An 18,710-nucleotide genomic window follows, 5' to 3' on the forward strand; every position below is an offset into this window, starting at 1 on the left:
TAGGCAGACGCTAATGTCAGTTGGTGTGAAAAAAATACAGAATTTTGTAATTAGGGGGGGGAAGGCTTGATCGTGCTGGCGGTACTTCTGGTATGAATCTGGCATTTGCCGTTGGTTATTCATTTCATCACCGGAAGGCGGAACTTTGAATGAACACAAAAACGGATGTAGACAATCGAAGCGAGATTAAAACGGATAGGCGGATGGCTGGTTTGAATATTCTGGCATTGATTGCAGTAGCTTATACCTTGTACTTTGCGGAAACATTAATGGTGCCGATTTGTGTGGCGGGTTTTATTGCGCTGTTCTCTAGCCCTATTGTCCGGCTGCTGTTGGTTTTAAAAATTCCCAGACCATTGGGGGCTATATTAGTTATTGGTGGATTGCTGTGTGCAGTGGTTTACGTGCTGGGACTGTTGGTGGATCCGGCTACGCGATGGCTTGAAGTCATTCCCGCCGTGATGGAGCGCTTATCCACGGAAGTAGGGGATGTGGCACAGCCATTGGAATCTTTGCGAAACGGTGTGGGCAGCAGTGGAGGCGGTGGAGAGTCTATCGAACAGGCAGTAGATTCTACGTTGCAAAATGTTATTTCTGTTCTTGCAGAGACGACGGTTCTGTTTGCGATACAGGTAGGTGCGATTATTGTTATCACCTATTTCTTTCTTGTTTTTGGTGATGAGCTAATGCGCAATATAGTGCGGGCGCAAGAATCATTTTCCCACAAGAAAACTACGGTGGTAATGTTTCAGACCATTCAAAACGATGTCTCCCGTTATGTGTTGGTTATCTCATTAATTAATGTTGGCCTGGGGGCGGCTACCGCAGGGGCGATGGCGTGTTTAGGCGTTGATGACCCTCTGCTGTGGGGCGCTCTGGCGACTATCTTGAATTTTGCTCCTTATGTCGGCCCTATGTTGCTCGTGATTATTCTTACCGGGGTAGGCTTTATTGAGTTTTATCAAATCTTTCATGTTTTGTCTGTGCCGGGGGTTTTCTTGGTGCTGAACTTTATCGAATGTCAATTTGTAACGCCTACTTTACTGGGGCAGAGGTTTAACATTAACCCTTTGCTGGTCGTGCTGTGGATGTTCGCCTGGGGCTGGTTGTGGGGGGCTGTGGGTATGCTTATCGCCATCCCCTTGCTGGTGTGTTTTCGTATTTTAGCCACTCACCTGGATTTGGTGGGCGGTTGGGTGAAGGTTCTTAATGGCGGATTCTCTTCGTCCATTTTTAATTCGAGCTCGGAAAGCTAATGGTAGTTTGTGTAAAAAAGGATTTCGCTTTGCACGCTTTGCAAATAATTTGCTCGGTATTCACGTTAAAGCCCCGGTTTTCGGGTTAAATATTTGGCACGGGATTTGACTGTTTAACAGTGAAGTCATTTAAAAGGAGAATGATGATGTTAGGTTATGCTATTTTGTTTTTTATTATCGCTTTGATTGCTGCCGTACTTGGTTTTGGCGGTATTGCAGGGGCGGCTTCCGGTATTGCTCAAATCTTGTTTGTGGTGTTTATCGTGCTGTTTGTTCTATCACTTATTTTCGGTCGTCGACGTCGATAAGTGTCTGTTTTTTGGTTGATGATATTTTCTTTAATTTAAAGGCTTAATTTTAACAGGAGTTAAATATGGCTACGCAAGCAAAGAAATCTACTGGAAATTCTGGTGAACAAGCTTCTATGAGTGAAGCCTTCGATAAAGTAAAGGATGCTTCCGCAAGTGTTCGTGACGCAGTAGGCGCAGTGGGCGCGGCAGGGGCAGCCTCGGCTCGGGTAAAAGTTGAGGAAGGACGCGAGCGTGCTGTGGAGTACGGATCTCAGGCGGAGAGTTATTTGCGCGAACGCCCTTTGTTGACGGTTGGTGTCGCCTTTGCAGCCGGTTGGGTTGTCTCACGTCTTTTGTCTGGCTCTAATAAGAGTTAAACGTTGTGGACTCCAACGACCCAACCAGCACCCCCCGCGACAAGCAAGAGTCCAGCGGGGGCTCTGCTCATTCTGCGTTGACTGAAGAGCTTGAGCGCATACTGGCTCTAGGTGAGCAGACCATGGATGTGGTCAAGGGTAGTGCTGAACTGTTTAAGTTGGAGTTTACGCTTGCAGTTCGTAGTATCCCTAAGGCTATAGCTACTTGGTTGCTAATTTTGCCTGCTGCCTTGCTCGTCTGGTTGAGCTTCTCTGCGCTGTGCGCGTGGGCTGCCTTTGAGTGGTCAGGGCATGCTTTAGCCGGGTTTTTTACCTTATTTCTATTGCAGCTTATATCTTTAGGTGTGCTGCGGTGGGCATTGAAAAAATACCAGCGAAATATGACCTTTCCTTACACAACCGAGACGTTACACAATTTCCGTCAGGAGCTTTCCAATGCGACTGCAAAAGAAGATTCAACAGCGTCATCTTGAGCTGCTTACGCAGGGTCGGCGGTTAAAGCAGTTACTGGCAGACGACCCTCATACGGATCCGCAGGGGCTTTGGCGGGGTCTGGTTTTCGGTGCATTCTTTGCCGGCGTGGTATGGCAAAAACTGGCACCAAATTCAAAGTTATCGAAAGTGGCTCGTCGGGCCGCCTTAAGTGGATTTATCCAGTCTTTTTAACGACCCTTTTGACTCCGTTCACTTGTTTCCCGATTGGCCTCGGCTGCCAAGGCCGTTCTATTAGCGCCTGCTAAAGTACGAAGCCAGGCGTTGAAAAAAGGGTGTTTTCTGTGTTTTTGTGGTTGCGACCATAGTGCTCCATCTCTGTTTGTCTGAGGGTGATAAACTCCCTCCGCAAGCGTCGGTTCCACCAAGGCCGGCTAAGTAGGTTAAGGTCTTACTGCTGGGGGTTGAATGGTCCATTGTACTGCTCCTAAGGTTGGTTTAGACTCGCCTAACTCGACCTTAGCAAGCTGTATGCCAGCGCCTTAAGCCCAACGAGCGGCTCTGTTTCGGTGATTCCTGCCCGCTTAGTCGCATTGCTGTGCTCATTAGCCAAGGGCGCTGGTATAGATTACAACTGTGCTGTAAATCTGGGGCAGCCGCTTAGCGTTCTATGGATAATTTTAACCCTGCAAAATAAGTGACCTGTTTAGGTCTGTCTGTCAATAAGAGAGGATACAGTGGCGAAGATATTACTGGTGGATGACGACCAGGCTTTTTTGGATGCAACTGGTGAGTTATTAACAATGTTAGGCCATTCAGTGGTGACTGCTGACTCTGTGGCTGGGGCGCAGCGCGTTGCCTCGGGTAAAGTGTTTGATCATGTGATTCTCGATTTGATCCTACCTGATGGAAGTGGCCTGCATGTGCTGGACCAGTTAGAGAGTGGCAACACCACCAATGTTACCCTGGTCACTGGGCATCCCTCGGTAAAGTCAGTCGTTAAGGATTTATACGGTCCTAACATTTCCTATTTGATCAAACCTATTGACCTTAAACAGTTGCAGTCTTTATTGGATAAACCTGTAGCTAAGAAAGTGCGCTCTGAAGAACTTCCGGGTATGCACTTTGGCCATTTGGTGGGCGAGTCGGCGCCCATGAAAAAGCTTTATGAGATGATCGATCGTGTCTCTGGCACCAAAGCAAATGTATTATTGATGGGGGAGAGTGGCGTAGGTAAAGAAGTGGTGGCTGGTGCTATTCATTATGCCAGTCAGCCCGAGGGAGAGTTTGTACCTGCGAACTGTGGCGCGTTTGCACGAGATTTGATCTCCAGTGAGCTTTTCGGCCACGAGAAAGGCGCGTTTACGGGGGCTTCACACCGTAAAGCGGGGGTGTTTGAGCTGGCTAACAAGGGCACTTTGTTTTTGGATGAAATTACAGAGATGCCAATAGAGCAGCAGCCCAACCTTTTGCGGGTTCTGGAAACGCAAAAGGTAACTCGATTGGGTGCTACCAGCGCCATTGATATCAACTGTAGGGTGGTTTCCGCTACCAATCGCACCGAATCTCAATTGGCTGAAGAAAATTGTCTGCGCGAAGATTTGTACTTTCGTTTAGCGGTGTTTCCTATCTACATTCCCCCATTACGTCAGCGGCTCGAAGATATACCGCTTCTGGTGGAGCATTTTCTGGCAGATTTTAATAAACAATACCAGGCCGAAGTCGGCATCGATGAAGCAAGTCTCCGCCGACTCCAGACTTATGACTGGCCTGGCAACGTTCGGGAGTTACGCCACGCGATACACCGTGCCTATATTATGGCCGACCGAGATACGAATAATCTGGTGTTGCCCGACGATCTGTCTTCACCTTTCTCGAAAACCGGTGAAAGTAAAATTTCTGGCATTAGCGTTGGTAAAACCGTGGAAGATGTTGAGCGCGAGTTAATTGAAACAACGTTAGAACATCTAGATGGTGATAAGAAAAAGGCTGCGGAAATGTTGGGTATCAGTTTAAAAACCCTATATAACCGTTTAAACAGTTACGCAGAAGAACATTAGTAAGAGTTAATATGGATGAAGACTATCGCAAGCTAATACACGACGCGCGAAACCCGCTTAATAACATTTCAGTACATGCTGAGTTAAGTAAGCTGGCATTGCAGACCAGCTCGGATATCGATAAGGCCATAACTTCATTGGACGTAATTTTGTCTGAGTGTCAGCGCTGCAGCCAAAAGTTGCAGTCGCTGGCCGATACATTAGAGGCGAAAGAGCGAGAGTGAATATTATTCGAAGTTTGAAAGAGGCGGGTATGCCCAGTAAGCCCGGCATCTTGGCGTTGTTTGTCGTGGTTGCATTTTTCTGTATCAGTATGGCCTCGGCGTATCGCTCTATCGGTCTAATGCATGAGAATAGTCAGAGCGTAAACAATACCCTACAGGTTATTGCTTTGATTAAAGACCTTCGTACGGAGATGGCAAGTGCCGAAAGTGGGCAGCGTGGCTATCTGTTGACTTCCGATCAACAGTACTTAGAGCCTTATCATACTGCGTTGGCGCGCATGGATCACCTTTTGATATCGCTGTCCGAATCTTCTACGGAAATTCCCGAGCAAAAACAGCGGTTCCAGGCTCTTAATCAAAAAGTACGCGCCAAAATTGATGAGATGCAAGAGACCATAACGTTAGTGGATGAAAACCGACGTTCTGAAGCACTGAAGCAGGTGCGCACTGACCGCGGTGTGATCATGATGCGCGAGATCAGAGAGTTAATTGGTCAAATGGAGTCTGACGAGCGAGCGCTGTTGTACCGAAACCGAATGGAATCGCAGAAAGATCGTGAGTTCATCCTAAATACACTGATTGTAACCAATATACTAGGTTTGATATTAACGCTGGTGGTGTTTATTGCCATCTATCGTCACAATCGGAAAATTACCGTTCTTTATAACCGTATTGAGCAGGCAAACGATGAGCTGGAAGATAAAGTTGAAGAGCGAACTCTGGCGCTTCAACAATATTCAGAAGAGCTGCAGCGCAGTAATCGTGAATTGGAAGAATTTGCTTTTGTTGCCTCTCATGATTTACAGGAGCCTTTGCGGAAAATTCGAGCGTTCGGCGACCGGCTTCGGCAAAAGTACCGCCATGAGTTGGGGGAGAGAGGTGCCGATTACGTTGAACGTATGCACGCCGCTTCGGAGAGAATGTCACAACTGATTGACGATTTGTTGAGCTTCTCTCGGGTTTCAACACGCCAGCAGCCTTTTGAAGAGGTTGACCTTAATAAGGTCCTGGTGCAAGTACAAGATGACTTAGAGTATGCCATCGAAGATTCTGGAGCCACTATTAAGGTAGGAAGCTTGCCTTGCTTGGATGCAGACGCTTCGCAGCTCGGCCAATTATTTATGAATTTGATTGGTAACAGTATCAAATTTCGACGTGCGGATGTGCCGCCCGTTATAGAAATTATTTCTGAAATAGGCCCAGAGTTCGCGTTGGAAAATGATCACCTTTATGACGATGTGAGCTGGTGCCGACTGCGCTTGATCGACAATGGTATTGGGTTCGATGAGCAATATGCCGATAAGGTATTTAATTTGTTCCAGCGTCTGCATGGACGAGACGAATACACTGGCACGGGGATAGGCCTCGCCCTATGCCGAAAAATTATTGAGCGCCACGGGGGGAAGATAGAAGCAAAGAGCCAGCTTGGTGTGGGCTCGGAGTTTATTATCCATATTCCGCTGCAACAACCACAATTTGAGTCTTCTGAGGAATAATGAATGAGCGCTGATAAAAAAACATTAGTGATTTTAATGGCGGACGATGATGCAGATGATCGCCTGTTAACACAAGAAGCACTCGTTGAAAGTCGGGTGCTTAATGAGCTGCATTTTGCTGAGGATGGCGTGCAGCTGATGGAGTATTTACGCGGTGAGGGTGAATACGCCGATCGTGATAAATACCCTTTGCCTGGGTTGATTCTGCTTGATTTAAATATGCCCAAAATGGATGGCCGAGAGGCCTTGGCATTATTAAAACAAGATTCGGTATTAAGACGTATACCGGTTGTTATCTTGACAACCTCAAAGGCTGAAGAGGATATGCTCAAGGGCTACGACTTGGGTGCGGCTTCCTATATTACTAAGCCGGTAACCTTTGATGTGCTGGTTGAGTTAATGCGAACGTTAGGTAAATATTGGGTTGAGTTTGTAGAGCTACCATAAATGCAAGGCGTAAAACTACTTATCGTCGACGATGACGAAGACGATTTTATGCTCGCTAAAGATCTGCTGGATGAAATTACGGTAGGTCCTTACGAGCTTGATTGGGCCGGCAGCTACGATGCGGGTAAAGAGGTACTGGCAGAGAACCGCCATGATTTGTGTTTGATGGACTACAAACTTGGCGCACACGATGGCATTGAGTTGCTGCGCGAGGCCCAAACGCTGGGCTATACCGGTCCGATTATTCTCCTCACTGGCATGCACCAGGGCGAAGTGGATATGCAGGCCTTACAGGCCGGTGCTGTTGATTACTTAGTGAAAGACAGCTTATCCGCTGAGCAGCTTGCAAGGAGTATTCGTTACGCTTTGGCGCGCCGTGAAATGGAGCATGAGCGTGTTGAGCGCCTTAAAGCTGAGGCTGAAAACCGCTCGAAAAGCGAATTTTTAGCACATTTAAGTCATGAATTGCGCACACCGTTATCCGCTATTTTGGGGTTTACGGAACTCCTGATTAACACGAATAAAGATGAGGATTCTTTAAGTCATCTGCGAGTGGTTCAGCGCAATGGCAAACATTTATTGGGCTTGCTTAACGATATTCTCGATTTATCGAAAATTGAAGCCGGTAAGCTTGAGCTTGAAATTCAACCGGTTTATCTCTCTTCGTTTCTGACCGATATTTATTTTTTGATGCATGGCGCGGCTGTCGATAAGAGCTTACAGCTACAGTTAGAGGCCCCCAGCCCGCTCCCTTATCAGATACACACGGACCCTACACGACTGCGCCAGGTGCTGCTGAATCTATTGGGCAATGCCATCAAGTTTACCGACTTTGGAAGCGTATCTTTAAAAGTTATACCTCACCTGCACGATGGTAGAGAGCAGCTTAAATTCTTGGTTCAAGATTCTGGTATTGGTATCAGAAAAGAGGCCTTGCTCGATATTTTCCAGCCATTCGTCCAAACGCGGGAAGCGTCTTACTCTGAGCCCAGGGCTGGAACGGGGCTGGGGCTTGCGATCAGCCAGCAACTGGTAGAGCGGCTGGGCGGCGAAATTAGCGTTGATAGCACCCCTGGAGAGGGAAGCTGCTTCGAATTTACGATTGATATGGGGGACGTGACCGATATTGAGCGGCGGGTTTTTTCTATAGAGTTTGATAGCCAGCGCACCTCTGAAAGTGATATTCCTCAGTTGACGGGTAAAGTGTTGGTGGTTGATGACCTGCGCGATATTCGCATGCTGATAGGTCACTTTGTTAAGCAGGCAGGCTTACAGGTTGTCTATGCTCGTAACGGCGAAGAGGCGCTTAAAGTGGCGGCGCTGGAAGAAGAGAAAGGCGAGCCGTTTGATATTATATTGATGGATATTCACATGCCGGTTATGGGAGGGCATGAGGCCGCACAGAAGTTTCGCGAAGCCGGAGCAAAGCAGCCGTTAATCGCCTTAACCGCTGCGCACATGAAAGGCGATATGGATAAGTGTCTGGAGTCTGGCTTTAGTGCGTATTTAAGTAAGCCTGTTGATCAGCAACAACTCTACAGCGCCTTGGCAACTTATTTGAACGTGCAGCAAAAGGCTGAAGTGGAATCTGGCCATCGCACTATTATGGTTGTTGAAGATGATGCTGATGCCCTGCAGGCTACGTCCAGTTTATTAGAGCTGTTGGGCTGGGAGGTTCTCCAGGCCTCTGACGCACAGCAGGCTCTGGTTCATCTTGACTCTGGTAGCCCGCAGACCATTCTTATGGATTTAAATCTTCCTGATGCCAGTGGTTATGACTTGGCAGGGCAGTGCAAATCTTTAGCGCCCGAGGCGAAAATCATCGTATTAAGTGGTGAGCCTGTTGATCAAGCTAGAGTGGCCGCGGCGGGCATCAGCGCCAGTTTTATGAAGCCGGTCTCGTTAAGCGACCTACAAACTCTTTAGTATTCGTTTTTCCATAAATGTTGTAACTCTTGCAACAGGCCTGGCTTCATTTTGTTGAATGATACTTAATGCTAAATTTAAAATTCATAAAAACCTAGTTAATTCAAAAGGTTATAAATATTTTTAATATTTTCAATAAACTGGCATGCTTTGAGCTATAGTCATACTGTGAAAGCGTTAGGCGGTTTCTTCCGCCCTCACAAAACTAAGAAACACCCTTTTATCAAGGAGCTCGATTATGAACATGATGAAACGTATTTTACTGATGGTAGTGTTTGCTTTGCCTCTTGCCGCTTGCGACACCAATGACGGTGGTGCCGAGCAGTTGGGCGAAAAGATTGATAATGCGGCAGATAATACCCGTGACGCTCTTGATGATGCTGCCGATGAGGTATCGGACAGCGCAGAAGATGCGTGTGAAGACATGACCGATGAGAATTGCTAGATCTTAACTAAAGATACCGTTCAATTTTCAGATATTCATCAAGTTGCGGCCACCTTTGTGGCCGCAATTTTTTTGTGTTTTGGAATCATTGTTCAGAGGTAAACAGATGAGGCGATTTGGCTTTTTTGTTGTTCTTTTCGTTCTTTCACTCGCTTGCGGGCTAGGTCAGGCTCAGGTTGTTCCTGAGGTGGATGTGAGCGTGGACGAGTCTGACTCATCTTCAAGCAGTTCATCCACGTCCAGCAATAGCGATTGCCCATCTGGAGAGTGTGACAGTGGGCAATCATCTTTGCCCGTAAACCTGGACGTGGGTCAAGTTATTGATGTGGCTGAAGTAGCCGAGAATTGGGAGGCGCAAGTTCACAGCTGGCTGCAGGCGATAGGCGTGGGTGGCTGGTCTGCCAAGGCTGTAGTAACCACCATCATTTTAGTGGCAGCGGCCCTTATCTTATTGGTTTCAGGTTATAGCGCTCGTCGGGTGTATAAACATCTAAAGAAGAAATACCGTGACTTTCATGGCAGTGCTCGACGCTTATCGATTTACCGCCGTATTTTTAATTTCATAGTATTTTTGCTGGTCATGTGTTTCGTTGCCTACACTTTGTTTTTGGTCTGGCTGGATGGTGAAGGCAAAGTTGCTTTCTCTAACCTGGCAACTACTTGGTTTATTAATATTTTGAGCTTCTCGGTCGCTGCGGTCTTTGCGGTGGTGGTGTTTGAGGTGATCTCTGTTGCGCTAGAGCGCTATTTCTATCGTTTATCTCTGCGTGGTAGCGCTCGAATAGATACCCTTTTACCGATTGCTCGCACTGTGCTCTACGGCACTTTACTCGTGCTGTTCGGAATCACCGTCATTTCTGAGCTAGGAATTGATGTAACTCCGTTGTTGGCGGGTGCAGGTGTCATTGGTGTGGCCGTTGGCTTTGGCGCGCAGGCGCTGATCAAAGACGTCCTCAATGGTTTTATTGTAATTGTGGAGGACTTGATCCAAGTTGGTGATATTGCTGCAGTGGGCGGCAAAACGGGCATTATTGAAAAAATCACCTTGAGAAAAGTTCAGCTAAGAGACCTGGATGGTCGTGTGTATACCGTGCCTTTTAGCGAAATAGCGGTGGTTGAAAACTATACCAAGATATTTAGTTACTATATGTTCGATGTGGGCATCGCCTATCGTGAAAGCCCAGATGAAGTGATTGAGGTGCTGGAAGAGATCAGTCGCGGCATGATGGACGACGAAAAATACAAAGACGTTATTCTAGAGCCCATAGAAATACTTGGAGTGGATAAGTTTGCCGATAGCGCTGTGGTTATTAAAGCGCGAATAAAAACAAAACCTAAAGAGCAATGGGGCGTGGGCCGTGAATTTAATCGCCGGATGAAATATGCCTTTGACGAACGTAATATTGAAATTCCCTTTCCTCATCAAACCATTTACTTTGGCGAGGATAAAGAGGGGGCGGCTCCGCCTGCTCGTCTGGATGTTCAGAATATGCCGCGGGTTGATCAGGCCGCTAACGAGGCAGAACCTAAAAATGCTTAAAATGAGCTAATTCAAAACACCTTACTTGTTACAGGGACGTTTTATATTGGTTTTGTTTTTGTTCTGTGCGGCTTAGCATAAAGACGTTGTTTCAAACAGGCAGCCGGGGTAGGTCGCTGCCCCAGTAGAGCAGTCGAATCATAACCTAGTGGTTATTGTGATCCATTAGGGTATTAACGCTATGCGCACGGCAGGGCAACAGCTCAAAATGCCAGCTCTGGTTATGCTGACGCTGTTGCCGGTATCCCCTCGATGCAGTTCAGTAAAAATTGATTGTTTTACTTATGGGTGCCTTATTGAACGGGACCAGACGTTCACTATTTCTATAGTGACTAGTAAACGGAGTACTCTAGCATGATCAATGCCCTAATCTATTTATGTGCTGCCATTATCGCAGTGCCTTTGGCTAAACGCGCCGGGTTAGGTGCGGTGCTCGGCTATTTGCTGGCAGGGGTGTTGATTGGGCCCTATGTTCTGGCGCTGGTGGGGGATCAGACAGACGTTATGCATGTGGCCGAGTTTGGCGTGGTCATGATGCTTTTTTTAATTGGACTTGAACTCCAGCCCAGCCGTTTGTGGGATATGCGTCGACCCATACTTGGTTTAGGTGGCTTGCAGGTGGTGTTGACGGCAGGCCTTATTACTGCGCTGATTCTTGGGGTCAGTGATCTTGGCTGGCGAAGCGCCCTGGCCATAGGGTTGGCATTAGCTCTGTCATCCACTGCGATCGTTCTGCAGTCGCTTCAAGAGCGAGGGCTGTTTAATACCCCGGCCGGTGGAAATACTTTCTCGGTGCTGTTGTTCCAAGACATCGCCATTATCCCCATATTGGCACTTTTGCCCTTGCTTTCTAGCGTCTCGGGCAGTGAGTCGCCGTTGGAAAGTCATAGCCTGATTGAATCCTGGCCCGCAAGCGTGCAGGTGGTTATCAGTCTTTTCACCATAGTTGCCGTCATTTTGGCAGGGCGTTTCCTGGCCGCTCCTATCTTTAGAAAAATTGCCGAGACGGATTTACGGGAAATATTCACCGCGTTTGCTTTGTTTATTGTGGTCGCTATCACGGTGTTGATGCAATCGATAGGGTTGTCTCCGGCTTTGGGGGCATTTATTGCCGGAGTCGTGCTGGCAGACTGTGAATATCGCCATGAGATTGAGGTGGATATTGAGCCGTTTAAGGGATTGCTGCTGGGGTTGTTTTTTATCACCGTTGGTGCCGGCATCGATTTTGACTTACTGCTTGATAAACCATTAGTGGTGACGCTCGCCGTTATAGGGCTAGTTGCCGCTAAGCTTGTGGTATTAATGCTGTTGGCCGTGGTGTTTAAAATGGGCAAGTGGCGAGGCTTGCTGTTCAGCTTGGCGTTGGCTCAGGGAGGGGAATTTGCGTTTGTGATTATTGCGGCGGCCAAGGCTAACCAAGTGGTTGGGGCGGGTGCTGCGGATACGGTCATTCTCGTGGTGGCACTGTCCATGTTGCTTACACCGCTATTGCTGGCGGCTTACGAAACACTGTTTTCTCGTACCGGGCGTAAAAGTGCTCAACCTTATCCAGAAGAAGAGGCTATACCTTCGTCGGAGCATGTCATTATTGCCGGCTATGGTCGCTTCGGTCAGATTATCGGGCGGCTTCTTTCGGCACAGGGGTATGAGCTGACCATTCTGGATCACAGCCCGGGCCAGGTTGAGCTGGTGCGCCGTTTTGGTAGCAAAGTGTACTACGGTGACGCCTCCCGTGAAGACTTGCTGCGTGCCGCGGGCGGTGAGCAGGCCAAGTTGTTGATTATTGCTGTGGATGAACCCGACCGTGCCATGCGTATTATACAAACGGCGAAGCGTCACTTTCCTAATCTGAAAATTTTAGTGCGCGCCATTGATCGCCCCCATGCTTACAAATTAATTGCCGCAGAGGTGGACGGGTTACGCCGTGAGACATTCCACTCTGCGCTTAAGTTAGGTGTGGATGCGCTGAAGCTTTTGGGGCAAGACAAGGAGTCAGCGGAGCGTGCGGGCGATTTGTTTGAGCAACATGACGAGAACTCCCTAAGCAAGCTCGCCAAGGTTTGGGGCGATGATAAAAGTTACGGCCGTGCCATTCGCAAAAACCTGGATGATCTGCGCCGGGTACTGCAAGAGGATCAAACTCGTCGCTCCGGATCAAATGAGGTCGACAAGAAGTCTGACCCCTTGTAGGTTTAATCAAGTGATTATAAGATTAATCGCTTGATTAAACTCTTTCCTACCTAGGAGATGGATGTGACATATTTTCCGCGGCTTCGACTACTGGCTTTATCTTTGTGTGCGTTGCTTGGGATGGGACTGACGGCGTGTTCTGATGGCGATAGCCAGCTCCAGCAGTCGCCGCCCCGACTGGTGGATGCCGCCGAGGTAAAGGCGGCCAATGGTGCCAGTGTGGTTAGCCTGAGTGGGCGAGTGCGGGCCGTGGAGCGAACCGTATTAAGCTTTGAGGTAAGCGGTGAAATATCCACCCTGCACGTTGATGTGGGCGATGCGGTAGAGCAAGGACAAATTCTGGCAAGCCTCAACGATGAGCGCTATCAGTTAGTGCTAAGTCAGGCAGAGGCCCAGGCGGCAGAGGCCCAGGCGGCCCTTACGGAAAAAGAGCTGGATTACAATCGCTTAAACGAATTGCAGGGGCAGGGCTTTGTCAGCAAAGCGAATCTGGACACCGCAAAAGCGGCGCTGGAGACGGCCCAATCGCGTTACCGCTCTGCCCAGGCATCGGTGAATATTGCCGAGCGTGATGTCGCTCTTACACAGTTAAAAGCCCCGTTCTCTGGCTCCATCAGTGAGCGCTTGGCGCAACCGGCGCAACGGGTAGGCCCTAACGAGCCGGTGCTGGAGGCAATCTCTGAGCGCGGCGGGTTTGAGGTTTACACCCATGTCCCCGAGGCTTTGGTTGGCAAGTTACAGCGTGGCAGCAAGCAGCAGGTACTCATTCCCGCGCTCAGCCAGGACAAGCTCACCGCGACTATTGAGCATATAGGCACTCGCCCCGAATCCTCAAACAATTACCCAGTGGTGTTAGCGCTCGAGTCGCAAGATGGCGAGCTGCGGGCAGGCATGACCGCCCAGACCCTGTTGTCACCACGCAGCGGCAAACAAAGCCAAGGCAGCGTTTTGGTACCTCTAACGGCCCTGGTGCACGGCGAGCAAAATACGGTTCACGTGCTGCGTATCAATGCCAGTCAGGTTCTGGAGCAGGTTGAAGTCACGATCATTGAGCCGCGGGTTAAGTTTGCAGAAGTGAGTGGCGACTTGGCCGCCCGAGACTTTATCGTCGCCCGCGGCGCCGAGTTTGTCTCCCCCGGTGAAACCGTAGAGATTATGGGCCAGGGTCCGGAGCGGTTTAACTGATGAACATTTCTCAGCTCGCGTACCGTTTCCGTCCTGTTTTATTGCTGTGCCTGGTGCTGTCTGTGCTGGCCGGTATTGCCAATTATTTTACTCTGCCCGCGCGGGAAGATCCGCAAATTATTATCCGCGAAGCCCTGGCCAGTACGGCTTATCCGGGGTTGTCTGCGGAAGAAGTTGAAGAAAAAATTACCAAACCTTTAGAGGCGAGTATCCGAGAGGTGGGGCAGGTAGAGTCGATTCGCTCTACCTCCATGCGCGGTCGCTCGCTTATTCACGTAGAAATTCGCGATGAGTTTTTTGATCTGGACCAAATATGGGACGAGGTCAGACAGAAAATAAACGCCGCCTATCCCTCTTTGCCAGACGGCACTCAAGAAACGGTGTTTAACGACGACTTTGGCGATGTTGCCGTCGTCACCGCCGCGTTGTCATCCAGCGTATACAGCCACGCGGAACAGCTGGAAATGGCTGAGCATATTCGCGCTGAACTCTACGCCTTAGAAGGCACCAAGCGCGTTGAATTGCTGGGCGTTCAAAATGAGCGCATCTATATCAACTTGCCCGAGGCCCGGCTTGCTGAGTTGGGGCTTTCCCCGGGGCAGCTCGCCTCGCAACTGCAGCAGCGTAATATTTTGCCGCCGGCGGCGGAAATCGAAGCGGGTGAACAACGTTTTGCGGTGCAGGTGTCCGGCTCTTACGCCAGCCTTGAAGATCTTGCCAACGCTGAAGTTCAGTTGCCCAATAATGGTGGTTCCATCCGCTTGGGCGATTTGGGTGAGATTGAGCGCGGTTACCAAGAGCCGGTTAGCCAGACCGCGTACTTTAATGGCAAACGCTCCATTGTATTGGCTATTTCCATGCTCGATGGGCGCAGCGTATTAGATTACGGCCATCAGGTGAAAGAGAAAATCGAGCGCCTGCAGCGCGAACTTCCACCCGGTTATGCACTGGAGATTATGACTTTTCAAGCCGACCAGGTCGCCAACGCCGTGTATGGGGTTACCTCCAGTGTGTTGCAGACTCTGGCAATTGTGCTGGCGGTTGTGATTCTGTTTTTAGGCCTGCGCACGGGGTTGATTGTCGGCTCTATTATCCCCGCCGTTATGCTCGTGACATTGGCCATTATGGGCTTTATGGACATGTCGCTGCAGCGCATGAGCTTGGCAACCCTGGTGATCTCCTTAGGGTTGCTGGTGGATAACGCCATTGTGGTGGCCGAAGATTTTAAAACACGATTGGAAAGCGGCGACTCGCGGGATGAAGCTTTGCGGGTAACAGGCTCGGAGCTTGCGTTGCCGCTGTTATCTTCCACCCTGACGACCATTTTGGTTTTCTTGCCGTTGATGTTGGCAAATCATGTGGCGGGTGAGTACACCCGTTCAATCTCTATCGTGATCGCCATTACCTTAATCACATCCTGGTTTTTATCGCTTACGGTAACACCAGTGTTGTGCCACCGCTTTTTAACGCTGCCAGAAACTACCGAACAACATAAGTCGAAAACCGAAAGCGTCAATTTATCCGACCGTTTGTTTCGCGCTATGAGCGGGCGTTACGAATCGCTTTTGCGTCACGCGCTCGCCCACCGGGTTATCTTTTTGTTTGTCATGTTGGGGTTGTTAGTGCTGGGGGTGGGGTTAATGCAGCTTGTGCCGCAAAAGTTCTTCCCGGACTCCGATCGCAATCAAGTGCTGGTGTATGTGGATTTTCCGGTGGATATTTCGCCCACGCAAGCGGATGAGTCTATTCAAAAGCTCAGCGCGGAAGTCCAGCAACATGCTGATCTTGCCTCCGATGTGGCCAGTGTGGCCGGTTACGCCGGCTTTGGTGGGCCGCGTTTTGTTTTGTCATTAACTCCGATAGATCCGGCCGCCAATAAGGGGTTCTTGGTGGTTAACGTCGCGCAGCGCAACAAGGTGGATGCCGTAAAGCAGCGTCTGCACGATTACTTTATAAATCGCCATCCAGAGCTTCGTGCACAAGTGGTAAAAATGTTTTTAGGTCCATCCGACAGCAACCTCTTAGAGGTTCAGCTCAAGGGGCCTGATCGCGAAGTGTTGTTCTCAAGGGCAAAAGACGTAGAAGCTATTTTGGCGCAGCAGCCCGGTGCGCGTGATATTAAGCACAGCTGGGAGGCGCGCATTTCAGCGCTGGATGTACAGGTCAACCAAGCTCAAGCCCGCGCTGCGGGTGTCACCTCTGAGGACATTGCGCAGTCTTTGCGTGGCGCTATTGACGGCTACCAGCTGTCGCGCTTTCGCCAGGGCGATAAACTGATTCCGATTGTGCTGCGCAACGAGGCGGAAGAGCGAGCGAGCCTTGAGCGACTGAAATCGTTAACCGTTTACCCGCTGGAGTCCAATGGTCGTGGTGTGCCGTTAAACCAAGTAGCCGAAATTAAGCTTGTCAGTAGCTACGGGCGTATTGACCGTGAAGACCTGGTGCGCACCATCACCATTCAGGCTCGCAGTACGGTTATGACCGCAGAGCAAATGCAGCCCGAAGTTTTTGACCAGTTGGCTGAACTTGAAAAAACGCTGCCGCCCGGTCACTGGATTGAGTACGATGGCGTCGTGAAAATGTCCGCTGAAGGTCAAGCGGCTTTGCAGGCTAACCTTCCCATGTGCATCGGGTTGATTTTCGTGTTGCTGGTCGCGCAGTTTAATTCTTTTAAGCGACCGCTGTTGATTGTTGTTACTATCCCGCTGGTTATTCTTGGTGTCTCTGTGGGGTTGCTGATTATGCGGGCCGACTTTGGCTTTATGGTGTTGCTGGGGCTGTACAGTTTGGCGGGTATCATTATTAATAATGCGATTGTATTGATTGACCGTATTGATATTGATCGACAAAACTCCGCATACACCGCTGTCGAGGCAGTGATCAAAGCGTCGGTGCGACGGTTGCGACCTATCATTATGTCCACCGTCACTACAGTGCTGGGTTTTTTACCATTAATCGCCGGGAACGATCCGCTTTTTTATGGTATGGCCTGCGCGATGGCGTTTGGTTTGGCGGTAGGTACGGTTATGTCGCTGGCGGTGGTTCCTGTTTTGTACAGCTACGCGTTTAAAATGTCTGTGACAGATGTGCGCGCAGGTTTGCAGGAAGCGAAGTAATGCACAGCGAGAGCACTGAAAGTAAATTGATCGAGGCGGGCATTGCGTTATTTGGTGAGCTTGGCTTTAAAGCAACCACAACACGTATGGTGGCTGAAAAAGCCAATGCTAACATAGGCTCAATTGCCTACTATTTTGGCAATAAGCAGGGGCTTTATCTGGCTATTGCCGAGCAAATCAGTCGCTGCATTCTTGAAAAACTGTCGTTTGCGCAATTCCCTGATGTGGCGGCATTAAGCAAGCACGAAGCGAGCGCACAACTTATCGCCATACTTCATCGCATGGTGGATGTATTCGCCACCGACGGTGAAGCCGAAAAGTGGTTGATGTTGATACTGCGTGAACAGGTTGCTCCCACCGAGGCATTTGATACCCTATATGACAACGCCTTTTTTAAAGTGCAGAGATTTTTAAGTCAGTTGGTCGCAAAAATCAGTGAGGTTAAGCCTGAATCGCCTGAGGTGATTGTACAAACCCATATGCTGGCCGGGCAGGTGACCTTTTTACTGGTGGGGCGTACGCCTTTGTTACGGCGCTTGGGGAAAAGTGAAGGCCAGCTGGATGCCGCGACGATAACAATCGCGAAACAGGCTATTACACTGCACGTTAACGCGCTCTGTGTTTGAGCCGATCGTTCAACCCTTGAAGAATCGCATCGCCTTCACTCTTCCTGTTATTGCATTGGGTTAGGTACCAGTTCTGAGATAGTCCCCGTGTATTTTCTATGGCGGACCGAAGACAATTGCCGCGTCCAAAATCTACCTGAGTACTACCGCTGATATCGGTATAGATATTGGGCGTTGACTTGGCTCGCTCCTGCGGGAGGCTGTTTAGTTTTGCTCGTAGGCGTGGGTCAAATACGTTTCTGGAAGTCGCTGACGGAGTTGTGGGGGGAGCAAGTATTACCGAACTCTCAGTTTCTGGTCGCGGGTGTTTAGGTTCTGCAGGGCGCACGGCTTCGATATTAAGTGGTTCTGTATTGCTTGAGCGTGTTTCCTCCAATTGGGGCTCCTTAGTGAGGGATTGCTTAGAAGCGTCAGCTATACTTTCTGTTTTACTGACTTGGGCAGGGGGGGCATTCGAACCGCCTGCCGTTGTAGTTTAATGCTGATTGTCTCGGGATAGGGTGCGGGTTCGGGCTTAGGAAAGTCCCACAGCCATACCATCAGTGCATGCGCTGATATTGATACTACCAAGGCTGCAGTCCAGGCTCGGTGGTCCCGCCTTGCTCTGCAGGCAGGCGCAAAAAAACTAGTGTCAATTTCCTTGATGCGCGCTACGTCCATGATGCTATCCGTTGAATTTGTTGCGCGTTTTTGACCTTCAATGCGAATGACGGTTCCGACTCTTACTGCATTTGCTCTTGTGATAGCGCGATAATGCTCAGACGGATAGAGGCTTTGTCGTTTATTAACGGAGCTGTGCTAAGAGCGCTGCTAGAGGGAGAGCCGTTATTTAAATGGTGGGGAGGGCTAGGTATGTCCTGGACCTCGATTTCGTCTCCATCACGTCGCTTTAAGGTCCAAATTTTATCCGGTCAAATTTTGCGCGGGGAGTTAGTTCAGTTATTTATTGAGGAGTGAATTGGATGCTCTAACCCAGTGAGCTTCAAACAATAAAAAAGCCACTAACCGAAGATAGTGGCTTCTGTATGGTGGGCCCGCCCAGACTTGAACTGGGGGCCTGCCCCGGGTTTTTATAGAGAGTTGAGTCGGATGCTCTAACC

Annotated in this window: 15 protein-coding genes; all 15 read left to right on the forward strand. The window is 49.3% G+C overall.

Annotated elements, in window-relative coordinates:
- Positions 1 to 149: 149 nt before the first annotated feature.
- The 15 genes from D568_RS0102845 (at position 150) to D568_RS19030 (ending at position 17,610) form a co-directional block, all read left to right on the forward strand.
- Positions 150 to 1,256 (forward strand): AI-2E family transporter, encoded by a 1,107-nt coding sequence (locus D568_RS0102845; protein WP_020208057.1) that lies wholly within the window; start codon positions 150 to 152, stop codon positions 1,254 to 1,256.
- Positions 1,257 to 1,402: 146 nt separating this feature from the next.
- Complete coding sequence (locus tag D568_RS21350; protein ID WP_020208058.1) at positions 1,403 to 1,564, forward strand: DUF1328 domain-containing protein; 162 nt, start codon at positions 1,403 to 1,405, stop codon at positions 1,562 to 1,564.
- Between the two features lie 65 nt (positions 1,565 to 1,629).
- Positions 1,630 to 1,923, forward strand: a complete 294-nt coding sequence (locus tag D568_RS0102855; protein ID WP_020208059.1) for a hypothetical protein — start codon at positions 1,630 to 1,632, stop codon at positions 1,921 to 1,923.
- Between the two features lie 5 nt (positions 1,924 to 1,928).
- Positions 1,929 to 2,396, forward strand: coding sequence for a hypothetical protein (locus D568_RS0102860; RefSeq protein ID WP_020208060.1), 468 nt, complete (start codon positions 1,929 to 1,931; stop codon positions 2,394 to 2,396).
- A gap of 696 nt (positions 2,397 to 3,092) precedes the next feature.
- Positions 3,093 to 4,415, forward strand: coding sequence for a sigma-54-dependent transcriptional regulator (locus tag D568_RS0102870; RefSeq protein ID WP_020208062.1), 1,323 nt, complete (start codon positions 3,093 to 3,095; stop codon positions 4,413 to 4,415).
- Between the two features lie 11 nt (positions 4,416 to 4,426).
- The gene (locus D568_RS0102875; protein ID WP_020208063.1) at positions 4,427 to 4,639 is read left to right on the forward strand and encodes a hypothetical protein; all 213 of its coding nucleotides are present in this window, start codon (positions 4,427 to 4,429) and stop codon (positions 4,637 to 4,639) included.
- Positions 4,636 to 6,135, forward strand: coding sequence for a sensor histidine kinase (locus D568_RS0102880; protein ID WP_020208064.1), 1,500 nt, complete (start codon positions 4,636 to 4,638; stop codon positions 6,133 to 6,135). Before D568_RS0102875 ends, D568_RS0102880 begins: the two co-directional genes overlap by 4 nt.
- 3 nt (positions 6,136 to 6,138) lie before the next feature.
- Positions 6,139 to 6,582, forward strand: a complete 444-nt coding sequence (locus D568_RS0102885; RefSeq protein WP_020208065.1) for a response regulator — start codon at positions 6,139 to 6,141, stop codon at positions 6,580 to 6,582.
- Positions 6,583 to 8,508: a response regulator gene (locus tag D568_RS0102890; RefSeq protein ID WP_020208066.1), complete on the forward strand. Its 1,926-nt coding sequence runs from the start codon at positions 6,583 to 6,585 to the stop codon at positions 8,506 to 8,508.
- A gap of 238 nt (positions 8,509 to 8,746) precedes the next feature.
- The gene (locus tag D568_RS0102895; RefSeq protein ID WP_020208067.1) at positions 8,747 to 8,953 is read left to right on the forward strand and encodes a hypothetical protein; all 207 of its coding nucleotides are present in this window, start codon (positions 8,747 to 8,749) and stop codon (positions 8,951 to 8,953) included.
- A gap of 106 nt (positions 8,954 to 9,059) precedes the next feature.
- Entirely contained in the window at positions 9,060 to 10,493 is a 1,434-nt protein-coding gene (locus tag D568_RS0102900; RefSeq protein ID WP_083915281.1) for a mechanosensitive ion channel family protein, read from the forward strand.
- A gap of 354 nt (positions 10,494 to 10,847) precedes the next feature.
- Complete coding sequence (locus D568_RS0102905; RefSeq protein WP_020208069.1) at positions 10,848 to 12,683, forward strand: monovalent cation:proton antiporter-2 (CPA2) family protein; 1,836 nt, start codon at positions 10,848 to 10,850, stop codon at positions 12,681 to 12,683.
- A gap of 63 nt (positions 12,684 to 12,746) precedes the next feature.
- Positions 12,747 to 13,868, forward strand: coding sequence for an efflux RND transporter periplasmic adaptor subunit (locus D568_RS0102910; protein ID WP_020208070.1), 1,122 nt, complete (start codon positions 12,747 to 12,749; stop codon positions 13,866 to 13,868).
- Positions 13,868 to 16,984 (forward strand): efflux RND transporter permease subunit, encoded by a 3,117-nt coding sequence (locus tag D568_RS0102915; RefSeq protein WP_020208071.1) that lies wholly within the window; start codon positions 13,868 to 13,870, stop codon positions 16,982 to 16,984. The genes D568_RS0102910 and D568_RS0102915 overlap by 1 nt, the downstream gene beginning before the upstream one ends.
- Positions 16,984 to 17,610, forward strand: coding sequence for a CerR family C-terminal domain-containing protein (locus D568_RS19030; RefSeq protein WP_020208072.1), 627 nt, complete (start codon positions 16,984 to 16,986; stop codon positions 17,608 to 17,610). Before D568_RS0102915 ends, D568_RS19030 begins: the two co-directional genes overlap by 1 nt.
- Positions 17,611 to 18,710 lie beyond the last annotated feature (1,100 nt).

This window comes from Gilvimarinus chinensis DSM 19667, assembly GCF_000377745.1.
GTDB classification, from domain to species: domain Bacteria; phylum Pseudomonadota; class Gammaproteobacteria; order Pseudomonadales; family Cellvibrionaceae; genus Gilvimarinus; species Gilvimarinus chinensis.